Here is a 12,657-nt window from a genome sequence, read left to right as displayed (position 1 = left end):
GGTTCGCGACGAAACCCCGCAAAATCCACGGAGCCATCATGACCTCGATTTCGGCGGCCTCCGCCGGCAATCACCAGTCGCCGCTGCAGCGGCTGCAGCAGGAATTGCAATCGGAAGTGTCCGCCGGCACGATCTCGTCGTCGGACCAGTCGGCGCTCTCGACAGCGTTGACCGACATCGACACCGCGCTCCAGCAGAGCCGGTCGAGCGATCAGTCGAGCGGCACGCGCCCCTCCAAGGACGAGGTTCAGTCGAAGATCGACGACCTCATCTCGAACCAGGTGTCGAACGGGACGCTTACCTCGGACCAGGCCGAGGAGCTGAAGAATGTGTTTCAGTCCGCCTTCGCGAGCGGTCCAGGCGGGGCGGGCGGCCCCGGTGGTGCAGGCGGACCTCCGCCCGGTCCGCCGCCGGACGACAGCTCTTCGGATTCGGCGTCGTCCACGGACTCGACCGGCAGCACGTCGGCCGATGCCACCACGGCCGAGATCCTCCAGCAATTCCTTCAGGCGCTGCAGCAGTCGCAATCGTCGAGCTCGTCCTACGGCGCCAACGGCGGGTCGTCCGGCAATTCCGGATTCTCCGCGCTTCTGATCGACTACAAGAGCTGACCCTGAGCGACGCGGGTCGGCGCGGGTCCTCGCCGCGATCGTGCTTCACCCAGGGCGCATGATCGCAGGCGGGGAACCGGGCGCCGCGAATGTTCCTGGGTGACACAGGAACAGTCGCTGCAAGACCAGTCCTTTGAAAATCGTCGCGCTCGCGCATAGCGCGACGAAATTGCGGCGCGCACGGAACTGCGGGTGATCATCGCTGTTTTCTCAACACGAGTTTTTCATGAAGGAGAGGACAACATGATGATGAAATCGATCGCCGCCGGTCTTGCCGGCACCGCACTGTTTGCCACCGTTGCGTTCGCACAATCGCCGACCGCGACCACCGACAAGGCGCCGGCCGCTGCCACCGCCACGACGACCACCACGACGGCGTCGGGCCAGTGGCGTACGTCCAAGATGGACGGCCTAAAGATCTACAACGATGCCAACGAGAACATCGGCACGATCAGCGATCTCTTGATGGACAAGAGCGGTGACATCAAGATCGCCGTGATCGGCGTCGGCGGCTTCCTCGGCATGGGCGAGCATCTGGTCGCCGTGCCCTATGAGAAGCTGAAGTTCGTCAACGAGGCGGTGGCTTCGACCACCACCACCAAGCCGGCGACGACCACCACCACGACGGGCGCCGCGACCGGCACTGAAAAGACCACGACGATGGCCCCGGCCGCTACGACCACCTCGTCGACCTCGAAGTGGTACCCGGACCACGCCGTCTTCAACGCGACCAAGGACGAGCTGAAGAACATGCCCGAGTTCAAGTACTCGGAGTAATCAGGTTGGACTAACAGACTAAACGCGGCGCGCCTGGGTTACACCGGGCGCGCCGTCGTGTCTTTTTGCCATCAGCCGCCGGCCTTGAGCCGTTCGTTGCGTCGGCGCAGGCCTTCCAGCGTCGCGAGAAGAATTACCGACACCGTCGTCAGGATGACCGCGGCGGCCGTGATGGTCGGGCTGATGTTCTCGCGGATGCCGCTGAACATTTCGCGCGGCAGGGTGCGCTGCTCGGGACCGGCCATGAACAGCACGATCACGACCTCGTCGAAGCTGGTCGCGAAGGCGAACAGCGCGCCCGATGCGAGGCCGGGCAGGATCAGCGGCAGGATCACGCGGCGGAACGCGTAGATTGGCGAGGCACCGAGCGAGGCGGCGGCGCGTGCCAGATTGGTGTCGAAGCTCTGCAGCGTCGCGCCGACCGTGATCACCACGAAGGGCGTCGCCAGCGCGGTATGAGCCAGGATCAGGCCGAGATAACTGCCGGTCAGTCCGATCGGCGCGAAGAAGAAATACAGGCCGACCGCGGTGATGACGCCGGGCACCACGACCGGGGACAGCACGAAGGCGAGCACCAGCGGCTTGAACCGGCTCTTCCATTGCGCCAGCCCCAGCGCGGCCAGCGTGCCGAGCACCATGGAGAGCGCCGTCGAGGCGACGCCGATGATCATGCTGTTCTTCAGCGCGTTCATCCAGCGCGGCGAATTGATGAAGTCGTCGTACCAGCGCAACGACAGGCCGGGCAGCGGATAGGTCAAATACGAGCCCGAACTGAAGGACAGCGGCATGATCGCCAAAATTGGCGCGATCAGGAAGATGAACACCAGCGTGGAGACTGCGATGGTCGCGGTCCACGCGATGCGCTGGCTGGGCGTGCGCAAGGAGGCATTGTCGCTCAATTTTTCATGCCTCCCGTGACCTGCTGGCCCTGCACCAGCTTGCCGTAGACGAGTGCCAGCAAAAGGGTGGCGAGCAGCAGCACGGCCCCGAGCGCCGATGCAAGGCCCCAATTGGCGGTTTCGGTGGTGTAGAGCGCGATGAAGTAGCTGATCATCTGGTCGGCGGCGCCGCCGACGAGCGCGGGCGTAATGTAATAGCCGAGCGCCAGGATGAAGACGAGCAGGCTTCCCGCGCCGATGCCGGGCAGCGTCTGCGGCAGGTAGATCCTCAGGAAAGCGGTGACCGGCGGCGCGCCGAGCGAGGCGGCGGCGCGCATGTAGGCCGGCGAGATCGCCTTCATGCTGCTGTACAGCGGCAGGATCATGAACGGCAGCAGCACGTGGGTCATCGCCACGCAGACGCCGAAGCGGTTGTAGATCAGCCGCAACGGCTGGTCGATGATGCCGAGCCAGTGCAGGCTGTCGTTGACGACACCGTTGCTCTGCAACAGCACGATCCAGGCGCAGGTGCGGACCAGCAGCGACGTCCAGAACGGCAGCAGGACGAAGATCATCAACAGGTTCGATCTGGCAGGCGGCAGCGCCGCCAGCAGGTAGGCCACCGGAAAGCCAAGCAACAGGCAGAGGACGGTGACGCTGAGACTGATGACGAAGGTGCGGGTGAAAACCTCGCGGTAGATGGCCTGGTCCGGCGGGGCTGCGATGATTGCGCCGTCGACGTTCCGCATCAGGTCGAGCGCGGACAAAAGGTAGTAGCCGGTCACGGGACCGCCGGCGTCCTTGATCGTCGTCCATGTCGCACGTTCACGCCAGGCCGCATTGATCTTGCTCAGCGTCTCCTTGGCGGCCCCTGGCTCGGGCGCGGCCTTCAGGTTGCGTGCCGTGCTGGTCAGGATTGTGCGAAAGCCGTTGAGTGCGTAGTTCAAACGCTTCGCCGCAATCGCGATGGTGCCGGCGGCACGCGCCGCCACGATATCGCTTGCGAGCGCAGCAAAGGCGTCTTCATTCGGCAGGTCCTTGCCGTCCCAACTGGCGAGAGCAGCGACCGTTTGCGGCAGGACGTGACGCACCTCCCGGTCATCGACCGCACGCCACAGCATGCCGGCGATCGGCCCTGCGAAGGTGAAGAGCAGGAAGAGGAGAAGCGGCAGCACCAGCGCCAATGCCTTGACCTGGCGGGCGCGCTCCGCACGCCTCAATCGGCGCTTGAGCGGAACTTCGGTCGACGCGTCGGCGCCGGTCAGAGACGAGGTCGTCATGACGTGAGCCTACGTGACGACAGGCCCGCGCAAGCGCCTCGTCCTTTGAGACGACCGCTTCGCGGTCTCCTCAGGATGAGGCTCATCGACGACGGTGCCCATAGAGTCGCTGCCACAAACTCAGACCTCATCCTGAGGGCCCGCCGGAGGCGGGCGTCTCGAAGGATGCGCCGCGGGCGCGCTATCTGCCACGTCTTGGCCTCAGCGCCCATTTCGGCCGCCGCGCTATTTCGCGGCCCATTTGTTGAAGCGCTCGGTCAGGCGGTCGATGTTCTCGAGCCAAAAGGCAACGTTGATCTCGACCGCGTTCTTGATGTTGTCAGGCGCGGTCGGCAGGTCCTTCAGGACGGCGGGGGAGAGCTTGGCGGCAGCGTCCTTGTTCGAGGTGCCGTAGGAGATATTCTCCGACAGTTTCGATTGGTTCTCCGCCTTGCCTGCGAAGTCCAGGAACTTGTAGGCCGCTTCCTTGTTCGGGCTCCCCTTGAGGATGACCCAGCTGTCGAGCGTGAACAGCGCGCCATCCCACACCATGCCGAAATTCTTTTTCTCGTTCTTGTTCGCGGTGTCGATGCGGCCATTGTAGACCGAGGTCATCGCCACCTCGCCGGAAGCGAGCAGTTGCGGCGGCTGGGCGCCGGCCTTCCACCAGACGATGTCGCCCTTGATGGTGTCGAGCTTCTTGAAAGCGCGCTCGACGCCCTCGTCGGTCGCCAGCACCTTGTAGACGTCCTTTGGCGCGACGCCATCGGCCATAAGTGCGATCTCCAGCGTGGTCTTCGGGCCCTGACGCAGGGCGCGCTTCCCCGGGATCTTCTTGGTGTCGAAGAAATCGGCCCATCCGCTCGGGGCCTGCTTCAGCTTGTCCTTGTCGTAGCCGAGCACGAAGTCGTAGAGGATGGCGCCGACGCCGCACGGGTTGACCGACGGCGGGATATAGGCGGCCTCGCCGCCGATTTTGGAGTAATCCAGCTTCTCGAACAGGCCTTCCTCGCAGCCGACCGCGAGCTCGTCGCTCTCGACCTGGACGACGTCCCAGGTGGCCGCGCCACCTTGCACCTTCGCGCGCAGCACGCCGACGCCGCCGTCCCATGATTCATCGTTCATGGCAATTCCGGCCGCCTTCTTGAACGGCTCGAAATAGACCTTCTTCTGGGCATCCTGATAAGCGCCGCCCCACGACACGATTGTGAGATCACGCGCCTGCGCGACATTGGCCAGCGCGGCGCTGGCGGCGAAGGCCGCGGTGAAACCCAGAGCAATCTTGCCAATCTTGCGCTTCAGCATGGTCCTTGTTCCTTCTTCATCTGCGTTGCGTGGATTTCGATCGCTGCATCAGACCGGATCGAGGGCGAGGCAGTCCTCGGGGCGAAAGGTGACGAACAGGTCTGCACCATGCGTCAGGCTGTCATGCGCGCCAGGCTGAAGCTTGACCATGAACTCGGCATTCCCCGCGACATCGAGCACGGCCAGCGCGTGGTCGCCGAGATAGATGGTGTTCTGCACCTTGGCCGGCAGGCGGTTCGGTCCGTCACTGGAGCTGCCGTCCGGGACGATGGAGATCCGCTCCGGCCGCACCGACAGGGAGGTCGATGCGCCTGCGCCCGGCACATTGATCGCCCGTGCGGTGACAGTGCCGCCGCCAGCAAGCACGACGCGGCAATAATCCTTGTCGACCGTCTCGACGGTGCCTGAAAGCACGTTGTTCTCGCCGATGAAATGGGCGACGAAGCTGTTCACCGGATGCTCATACAGCGCGTCGGGCTTGTCGATCTGCTGCACGATGCCGTCGTTGAACACGGCGATGCGGTCCGACATCGTGAGCGCTTCACTCTGATCGTGGGTGACGTACACGACGGTGATGCCCATCGTCTCGTGCAATTGCTTGATCTCCAGCTGCATCTGCTCGCGCAGGCGCTTGTCCAGCGCGCCGAGCGGCTCGTCCATCAGCACGAGCTGCGGATTGAAGACCAGCGCGCGGGCCAGCGCCACGCGCTGCTGCTGGCCGCCGGACAACTGCCCGGGCCGCCGGTGCGCCAGGGTTTCCATCTTGATCATGCGCAGCGCCAACCCGACGCGCTCCTGCACGTCCGCCTTGCTGGTGCCACGAACGGAAAGCGGGAAGGCGATGTTCTCCGCGATCGTCAGGTGCGGAAACAGGGCATAGTTCTGGAACACCATGCCGATGTCGCGCTTGTGCGGCGGCATGTTCTTGATCGGCCGGCCGGCGAGGTAGATCTCGCCCTGGGTCGGAACCTCGAAGCCGGCCAGCATCATCAGCGTGGTCGTCTTGCCCGAGCCGGACGGGCCGAGCAGGGTGATGAACTCGCCCTTCCTGATGTCGAGATCGAGGTTCTTCACCACGAGATGCTCGCCATCATAGGTCTTCTGAATGCCGGAAAAACGTACCAGTGCCGGCGCAGGCGTGACCATGCCGGCTTCCATGTTGACCTCGACTTGCCGCTACAATGCCGTCAGAACCTCGTTCGAGGTTGCCGAGCAGCAGCTTAGCAGCCTCGGGCGAGAATGCCAGCGGGGGGAGCGATGACGCGGCCGTGGGTTCGACTCGCGGCGCAGCCTGTGCGGACGCCTCGTCCTTCGAGACGGCGCTGACGCGCCTCCTCAGGATGAGGCTCATCGGCATGGGGGTTCGCTGAAATTATCGCTGCACATTCCGTCCTCATCCTGAGGGCCCGCCGAAGGCGGGCGTCTCGAAGGATGGCAGCAGGGAAAGCCTCTCAATGCGCTGGAGCGAAGGAGCGTTACATCCCCGACAGCTTGCTCACGAACACATTCAGCGAGCCGCCGGCTTCTGCGACTACGCGCAGCGTCTTGGAATCGAAGGCGATGTCGGCGAGCGTCAAGCTGTCGATCTTGGCGTCGACCTTGACGCCGTCCTCGCTTTTCTGGAAGTCGGCGATGACGCCGGCGATCTTCTCGCGGGCGTTGGCGGCGATCGGCTTCAGGTCGAGCGTGGCTCTCTGCAACAGTGCCTGCTGCATCTGCGGCACCACCGCGCGCGCCGCGGCGCCCAGCAGTCCGAAGGCCGCTTCGGACTCCACCGCGAGCTGGATGTCGGTGAGCCGCAGCGTCTGCTGCGCCTGGTCGAGCACCGGCCGGCCCCAGATGTGCACGGTCGCCTCGGCGCCGAGACCGAGCCAGCTCTTCTTTTCCTTGGCGCGCACCAGCAGCGAGATCAGCAGGCGCTCGCCCGACGGCACCACGTTGACGCTCTTGACGGTGACGTCGACCGGGCCGGAGCCGTCCTCGGGATAGGTGCGGCCGACCATCTGCGCGGCGATCAGCTTGTTGATTTCGGTGAAGGGCACGTCGATGGGCACGCCGACGTTCACGCCGGTGCCGGTCGGCGGCACGATCGAGATCTTGTCGGGGAACGGGCAGTCCGGCTTGGTCTGCGTCGACGTCACGCGCGTCTCCGCTTCCAGACCTATCAGCAGCGTCACGGCCTGGGCATCGACCCGCGGCTGCGCGGCGATGGCGCGGATCGGCTTCATCTCCAGCCAGAGCGGCGGCAGCCCGGCCGAGGCGCCCGAGCCCTGCAGCGGGATCGAGCGGCAGGCCTTGGCCCATTGCAGCTTTGCGTTCTCGCGCAGGCTCGGATCGTTGCGGATCCGCTCGGAGACGATGTTGATCTGCTCGCCGACATTCTTGTCGATCAGCGGCTTCACCTGTGCCGGCACGTTGACCTTGGCGCCGGCGACGTTGAGGTTGGTGTCGCCGAGATTGACCTGGGCGCCGAGATTGGGTTCGAGATGCCAGTTGGCCGCGAGCTTCGGGCGCGAGGTGACGACCACGTTGCCTCTGATTTCGGCGCTGGCGTTCAAATTCTTGATGTTGACCGCGCCGATCCGTTTCGCGGCGTCACCGCCGAGCACGCTGCTAAGCGCGTCGCCGAGCGCGCCGGTGGCCTTCGAGGACAGCGAGCCGGTCACGTTCAGCTTGCCGTTGAGCGGCGTCGAGATCGTCAGCACGTCCTTGTCGCCGGCAGCTGCCATCGGTCCGCGCACGGCGGTCCAGCCGATGTCGGCGTTCTCCAGGATCTGCGAGATCGGGTTGTCGGCCTTCCCCGCGAAATTGCGCGGCGCGGCCTTCTCGGCCTGGTCGCGGATCGCCGACAGCGCGATGGCGACCGGCGCCACCACGATCGAGCTTTTCGACGCCGGCGGCAGCGGCGGCAATTGCGCCACCGGCGGCGCGGAATTCGTCGCGCGCGGCGACAGCCAGTCCATCGCCTTCAAGCTGATGAAGAACGACGCCGCGAGCACCGCGACGGCGATCATGATGGTCTTCAGATTCAACGTCAGTCGCATCGATCCCCCGGGCCGCCCCGGCAGGGATTCTACAGGGCAGGCGAGGAGGGCGCTAGAGCGCACCGATGGGGTGGAATTGGGGCGGATGGGTTAACGGCAGCGGCCACGTTGATGCACCTTCAACCATCGTGGGGGGCTAGCCGCGCCGGGGACGGCGGACCGCTCTCACATTGCCGTTAGCGCCGCCGCCGCAGAAGAAGCGGTCGCCGCCGTCGGACTCCAGCCCTGACACCATCGTTCCCGCGGGCAGGTCGAGCTGCTCGAGCACCTTGCCGGTCTCTGGGTCGATCCGCCTGATGTCGCTGTCCTCGCCTTCCCAGGTGCCGTGCCAGAGCTCGCCGTCGACCCAGGTCACGCCGGTCACGAAGCGCTTGCTCTCGATGGTGCGGAGGACTTTGCCCGTATCAGGATCGATCTGGTGGATCTTGCGCTCGCGATATTGCCCGACCCACAGCGAGCCTTCGGCCCAGGCCAGGCCGGAATCGCCGCCGCCGCCCGGCGCTGGAATCGTGCCGAGCACCTTGCCCGAGGCCGCATCGATCTTCTGAATGCGATCCTCGGCGATCTGGAACAGGTGTCTTCCGTCGAACGCCGTGCCTGCATCGGCTGCGACATCGAGGGAGCGCGCGATCTTGCCGCTCTCCGGATCGACCGCACTCAATTTGTCGCCGGATGCGAACCAGACATGGCTGCCGTCATAGGTGACGCCGTGCACGGCTTCGACGCCGGCAAAAGGTCCGTACTCCCTGACGATCTCGGCGGCTGATCGCTTCATGTTCTGTCTCCCTGTGATGTGCTGCTACCTTACGTCTTCAGGAGCGGTCCCGGGAGTAACAAGCCTGTCGGGAAACCCGGGACGGGCGGCGTCATCCAGCGCCGCGCCCGGCCATGACCAAACGACTGCACCTTGTTCGATCGCGCCAGCTCGTCGAGCGCCCGCTGTACCGTGCGCGCGCTGGTCCCGAGCGCCAGCGCGAGCGCCGAGCTCGACCACGGCTCGCCCTCGGAGAGGAAGGCGAGGACAGCCGCGTGCTTCTCCTCGACGGGCCGCGCCAGCACCATGACCTGCCGCGTCTTGCGCGGTGTCAGCGCAAAACCCTGCTTCGTCGCGGCCACATCGGCGAGTGGCTTGAGCTTGGCGCGGAGCCGGCCGATCTCCACCCGCAGGCGCGCGCGGTGCGAATCATCGACGTGCCTCGCCCCAAACGCCGATGCCATCAGCGCCTCGCGCGAGACGTCCGCGGGCCACGCCTGCGCCAGGGCGCGGGCGAGTGCGAACAGCACCGGGCGGGTCCCGAGCGATACGATGGTGCCTCGCCTGCGCACCGAATGGTGGAACGTGTCGACGACCAGCGCGTCGGACGCCGCGAGCTCTTCGACCTGCTCCAGCAGCAACGGACGTTCGTCACCATGCGTGATCAGTCGCGCTGCGGGCGTATCGAGCACGCGGTTCGCATTCTCGACCTCGGCCGTGAGCCCAGGGATGCCTGCCAGGCTCGCTGCGCGAGCCGCCCGGCCGAGTGCTGCGCGCGCGTCTTTGGTTCTGAGCCGCCGTATCGCGATGCCGGCGACCACGAGCTCGCGGACGACCTGCGGCGCAGGCGGCAGCGGCGAGGTGCCGAGCTCGGCGAGGATACGCTCGGCTTCATCGAGCCGTCCCACGAGAAGGAGGCGGCGTGCCTCGATGTGGCCGGCATGCGTGGCATTGGCGACATCGCCGTGTTTTTCGAGCGTCGTTCGCGCCGCCGCGAGCATTTTCGCCGGCCAGCCCAGATCGCGCGAGACCAGCGCAATCTCGGCTTCGGCCACCACGCATCTCGCGCGCGCCACCGCCTCGCGCGGACCGAACGCGCGCGCCGCGCTTCGCAGCAGCGTCTTCGCCTTTGCCAGATCGCCGAGCTGCGCCATCGCGATGCCGCGCAGCGCCAGCGACGGCGCATCGTTGCGCAGCGCGACGCGGTTCAGCGCGCCGAGCGGATCGCCGGCCGCGAGCGCACGCGCTGCGGCATTGATCAGCGACTCCATGTCAATCCCGCCACACTTGTTACTCCCACCGCGCAACCGCGAGGTGGCAGAATTCGTTGACAGGACGTCAGGCAAAAAGTTTGGAGAGACATCATGACATCAGTTGAAAAAGCAGGAACCGCCATGCAGACGCCGCCGGTGGTGTCGCCGCAGGATTGGGAGGCGGCCCGTCAGCAACTGCTCGTGAAGGAAAAGGCGCATACCCGTGCCCGCGATGCGCTCGCCGCCGAGCGCCGGCGCATGCCGTGGATGGAGGTGAGCAAAGCCTATGCTTTCGAGGGGCCCGGCGGCAAGATCAGCCTGCTCGACCTGTTCCAGGGCCGGCGGCAGCTGATCGTCTACCGTGCCTTCTTCGAGCCCGGCGTGTTCGGCTGGCCCGATCACGCCTGCCGCGGCTGCTCGATGGTGGCGGACCAGGTCGCCGATGTCGCGCATCTCAACGCCCGCGACACCACGCTGGTGTTCGCCTCGCGCGCGCCGCGGGCGGACATCATCAGGCTGAAGAAGCGGATGGGCTGGACCATGCCGTGGGTGACGATCACCGACAGCTTCGACGCCGATTTCGGTGTCGATGAATGGCATGGCACGAATGTGTTCTACCATGACGGGACGCGCATCTTTCGCACCTATTTCGTCAAGAGCCGCGGCGACGAGCAGATGGGCGGCACCTGGAACTATCTCGATATCACGCCGCTCGGCCGGCAGGAGGTCTGGGAGGACTCGCCAAAGGGCTATCCGCAGACGCCGACCTACAAATGGTGGAACTGGCACGACAGCTATACGGAAGGTGCTGCGCCCGACAGGAAATGGGTCGAGGTCACCGATGCCGGGGAGAAGGCGTTTCGCAAGGAGGCCGCGGAAGGCCGTGACTAGTCCCGCCTGCGCCAGCCGCGACGGCGTGGTGGCCGCGCGCCGTCTCGCCCGATGGCTTGGTCTGGCCGCCGCGCCGACCTTCGCGATCATGGCGCTGCTGACGGCCGTGCTCGGCGAGGGCCCGGCGGACATGCTCTGCGCCGCCGGGCACGGCTCTTTGCTCGGCGGCATGGTGCCGATGTATCTGTTGATGAGCGCGTTTCATTCAGCCGCGTGGCTGAAGCTGATCGCGGAGTAGCGGGAATTGGGAGCATCCGCCGGAGCGAACGCCTCGTCCTTCGAGACGCGCGCAAGGGCGCGCTCCTCAGGATGAGGCTAACCGGCAGTCGTGCCGCAACAGGAGTGTTACCGCGCACTCCGCCCTCATCCTGAGGAGCCCGCCGAAGGCGGGCGTCTCGAAGGATCGCCGCGACTTCCGATGCAAGCCGCGCGGCGCAGGCGCTGCTATTGCGCCCCCGCCGCCTGCAGATACGCCGCCACCTTCGCGGCCTCCTCGGCCGAGATGCCGCCATAGGGCTGCATCTTGTTGCCCGACACCACCTCGTCGGGCTTGACCATGAAGCGCGTGAGCTTGTCCTGGTCCCAGACGAACCCGGCATCCTTCATTGCGGAGGAATAATTGTAGTCCGGCAGCGAGCCGGCCTTGCGGCCCAGGATCTTGTTGAGATTGGGCCCAAGGCGGTTGTCGCCTTCCTTCACGGAATGGCAAGTGCGGCAGGAATTGTTGAAGGCCTGGTGGGCCGCTTCGTCGCCCGCAGGCTGTTGCGCGTGCGAGGAGGGGGGCGAGAGAAGCAGCGTCACCGCTCCGGCGGCCGCGATCGTGCGCAGCCATGAACCTCGTAGCGTCTGCAGGCGTGATCGCATCTGCGCCTCTCTCGGAATTCGCGCCGCAACAGGCGAGCGCGTCGAGGGCAAACGAAAACGGCCCCGGTGGGTTCCGGGGCCGTTTGCGTCACAATGTCCTGTCGATTCAGCGAGTCGCGGTTCCGAGCTCGGCTCTCCGTTCGGTCATCGGCAGCACGATCACCTTGGTGCCGACGTTGACGCGGGAGTAGAGGTCGGAGACGTCGTCATTGGTCAGGCGGATGCAGCCGGAGGAGACGCGCTTGCCGATGGTGTCGGGGGCGTTGGTGCCGTGGATGCGGTAAATGGTGCCGCCGAGATACATGGCGCGGGCGCCGAGCGGATTGCCGGGGCCGCCGGCCATGTGGCGCGGCAGATAGGGCTGGCGGGCGATCATCTCCGGCGGCGGAGTCCAGGCCGGCCACTCGGCCTTGCGGGTCACCGACTGGGTGCCCGACCAGGTGAAGCCGTCGCGGCCGACGCCGATGCCGTAGCGCAGCGCCTTGCCGTGGCCGAGCACGTAATAGAGATAGGTGTTGGGGGTGTCGATGATGATGGTGCCCGGCGCCTCGCGCGTCGCGTAGGAGACGGTCTGGCGGCGGAAGCGTGCCGGCATCTCCACCGCGTCCTGATCGTCGGAAGGCTCGGTCTGATAGGTCGGCGCCTGGTAAGGCTGATAGGGCTGAACCGGCTGCGGCGCGGCGAACGGCAGCGGCTGGAAGAAGGGGAAGAGCTGCACCGGCGCGGCTTTGGCCGCACCTGCAAATGCAATTGCAGAGACCGCGACTGCGCCGAGCGCAACGGCGCGCGAAAAATTCCTGATCGTGTCCAGATTGAACATTTGATCGCCCCTGTCTGCTCGGTGGTCTCGCCACCGCGGCACCATTGCGGTGCTCTGTTGCCTGGATCACTAACGGCAAAACGTTTCAGGACATTTGCGCGGAAAACCGAAAACGGTTTCGTCGCTGAAAGGATTGTTTCATGACAGTTTCGTGGCCGCAGGCGTCCGTTAACGAACAAAACGGTGGGCCGACACTTCTGT

Annotated in this window: 13 protein-coding genes; 4 read left to right on the top strand and 9 right to left on the bottom strand. The window is 65.6% G+C overall.

The features are described from left to right. The first annotated feature begins 38 nt into the window (after positions 1–38). Together CIT40_RS26890 and CIT40_RS26885 are read left to right on the top strand one after the other, a co-directional pair. Positions 39–611: a hypothetical protein gene (locus CIT40_RS26890; RefSeq protein ID WP_162307693.1), complete on the top strand. Its 573-nt coding sequence runs from the start codon at positions 39–41 to the stop codon at positions 609–611. Between the two features lie 243 nt (positions 612–854). Beyond that, positions 855–1,388 carry a PRC-barrel domain-containing protein gene (locus CIT40_RS26885; RefSeq protein WP_094893837.1) on the top strand — a complete coding sequence of 178 codons (534 nt, stop codon included), beginning with the start codon at positions 855–857 and terminating at the stop codon, positions 1,386–1,388. 71 nt (positions 1,389–1,459) lie between these two features. Here CIT40_RS26885 and CIT40_RS26880 read toward each other — a convergent pair whose 3' ends face one another. From CIT40_RS26880 to CIT40_RS26850, 7 genes are all read right to left on the bottom strand, one after another. Next, complete coding sequence (locus CIT40_RS26880) at positions 1,460–2,287, bottom strand: ABC transporter permease (RefSeq protein ID WP_162307692.1); 828 nt, start codon at positions 2,285–2,287, stop codon at positions 1,460–1,462. Next, the gene (locus CIT40_RS26875; protein ID WP_094893838.1) at positions 2,284–3,546 is read right to left on the bottom strand and encodes an ABC transporter permease; all 1,263 of its coding nucleotides are present in this window, start codon (positions 3,544–3,546) and stop codon (positions 2,284–2,286) included. The genes CIT40_RS26880 and CIT40_RS26875 overlap by 4 nt, the downstream gene beginning before the upstream one ends. A 225-nt stretch (positions 3,547–3,771) precedes the next feature. Continuing rightward, positions 3,772–4,830, bottom strand: a complete 1,059-nt coding sequence (locus CIT40_RS26870) for an ABC transporter substrate-binding protein (RefSeq protein WP_094893839.1) — start codon at positions 4,828–4,830, stop codon at positions 3,772–3,774. Positions 4,831–4,878: 48 nt separating this feature from the next. Further along, entirely contained in the window at positions 4,879–5,988 is a 1,110-nt protein-coding gene (locus tag CIT40_RS26865) for an ABC transporter ATP-binding protein (protein WP_094893840.1), read from the bottom strand. A gap of 317 nt (positions 5,989–6,305) precedes the next feature. Continuing rightward, positions 6,306–7,874, bottom strand: coding sequence for a DUF4403 family protein (locus tag CIT40_RS26860; RefSeq protein WP_094893841.1), 1,569 nt, complete (start codon positions 7,872–7,874; stop codon positions 6,306–6,308). Positions 7,875–8,010: 136 nt separating this feature from the next. Continuing rightward, entirely contained in the window at positions 8,011–8,649 is a 639-nt protein-coding gene (locus CIT40_RS26855; protein ID WP_094893842.1) for a Vgb family protein, read from the bottom strand. Positions 8,650–8,678: 29 nt separating this feature from the next. Then, positions 8,679–9,899 carry a helix-turn-helix domain-containing protein gene (locus CIT40_RS26850; protein WP_094893843.1) on the bottom strand — a complete coding sequence of 407 codons (1,221 nt, stop codon included), beginning with the start codon at positions 9,897–9,899 and terminating at the stop codon, positions 8,679–8,681. 90 nt (positions 9,900–9,989) lie between these two features. On the opposite strand from CIT40_RS26850, the gene CIT40_RS26845 reads away from it, so the two are divergent. Together CIT40_RS26845 and CIT40_RS26840 are read left to right on the top strand one after the other, a co-directional pair. Continuing rightward, positions 9,990–10,772 carry a DUF899 domain-containing protein gene (locus CIT40_RS26845; protein WP_094893844.1) on the top strand — a complete coding sequence of 261 codons (783 nt, stop codon included), beginning with the start codon at positions 9,990–9,992 and terminating at the stop codon, positions 10,770–10,772. Beyond that, the gene (locus CIT40_RS26840; protein ID WP_414645372.1) at positions 10,723–11,010 is read left to right on the top strand and encodes a hypothetical protein; all 288 of its coding nucleotides are present in this window, start codon (positions 10,723–10,725) and stop codon (positions 11,008–11,010) included. Before CIT40_RS26845 ends, CIT40_RS26840 begins: the two co-directional genes overlap by 50 nt. A gap of 206 nt (positions 11,011–11,216) precedes the next feature. On the opposite strand, the gene CIT40_RS26835 is transcribed toward CIT40_RS26840, so the two are convergent. Then, positions 11,217–11,636 (bottom strand): c-type cytochrome, encoded by a 420-nt coding sequence (locus tag CIT40_RS26835; protein WP_094893846.1) that lies wholly within the window; start codon positions 11,634–11,636, stop codon positions 11,217–11,219. A gap of 106 nt (positions 11,637–11,742) precedes the next feature. Further along, entirely contained in the window at positions 11,743–12,456 is a 714-nt protein-coding gene (locus CIT40_RS26830; protein WP_094893847.1) for a L,D-transpeptidase, read from the bottom strand. Positions 12,457–12,657: the final 201 nt, after the last annotated feature.

Origin of the sequence: Bradyrhizobium amphicarpaeae, assembly GCF_002266435.3 — a bacterium.
Lineage (GTDB): Bacteria > Pseudomonadota > Alphaproteobacteria > Rhizobiales > Xanthobacteraceae > Bradyrhizobium > Bradyrhizobium amphicarpaeae.
Note: the sequence above shows the minus strand (reverse complement) of the source record. Positions and strands in the feature narration are given on the sequence as shown.

What these genes read in the sequence shown, in the direction of transcription:
- CIT40_RS26890 (WP_162307693.1), top strand. Translation starts at nt 39, where the DNA reads ATGACCTCGATTTCGGCGGCCTCCGCCGGCAATCACCAGTCGCCGCTG.
- CIT40_RS26885 (WP_094893837.1), top strand. Translation starts at nt 855, where the DNA reads ATGATGATGAAATCGATCGCCGCCGGTCTTGCCGGCACCGCACTGTTT.
- CIT40_RS26875 (WP_094893838.1), bottom strand. Translation starts at nt 3,546, where the DNA reads ATGACGACCTCGTCTCTGACCGGCGCCGACGCGTCGACCGAAGTTCCG.
- CIT40_RS26870 (WP_094893839.1), bottom strand. Translation starts at nt 4,830, where the DNA reads ATGCTGAAGCGCAAGATTGGCAAGATTGCTCTGGGTTTCACCGCGGCC.
- CIT40_RS26865 (WP_094893840.1), bottom strand. Translation starts at nt 5,988, where the DNA reads ATGGAAGCCGGCATGGTCACGCCTGCGCCGGCACTGGTACGTTTTTCC.
- CIT40_RS26860 (WP_094893841.1), bottom strand. Translation starts at nt 7,874, where the DNA reads ATGCGACTGACGTTGAATCTGAAGACCATCATGATCGCCGTCGCGGTG.
- CIT40_RS26855 (WP_094893842.1), bottom strand. Translation starts at nt 8,649, where the DNA reads ATGAAGCGATCAGCCGCCGAGATCGTCAGGGAGTACGGACCTTTTGCC.
- CIT40_RS26850 (WP_094893843.1), bottom strand. Translation starts at nt 9,899, where the DNA reads ATGGAGTCGCTGATCAATGCCGCAGCGCGTGCGCTCGCGGCCGGCGAT.
- CIT40_RS26840 (WP_414645372.1), top strand. Translation starts at nt 10,723, where the DNA reads ATGCCGGGGAGAAGGCGTTTCGCAAGGAGGCCGCGGAAGGCCGTGACT.
- CIT40_RS26835 (WP_094893846.1), bottom strand. Translation starts at nt 11,636, where the DNA reads ATGCGATCACGCCTGCAGACGCTACGAGGTTCATGGCTGCGCACGATC.
- CIT40_RS26830 (WP_094893847.1), bottom strand. Translation starts at nt 12,456, where the DNA reads ATGTTCAATCTGGACACGATCAGGAATTTTTCGCGCGCCGTTGCGCTC.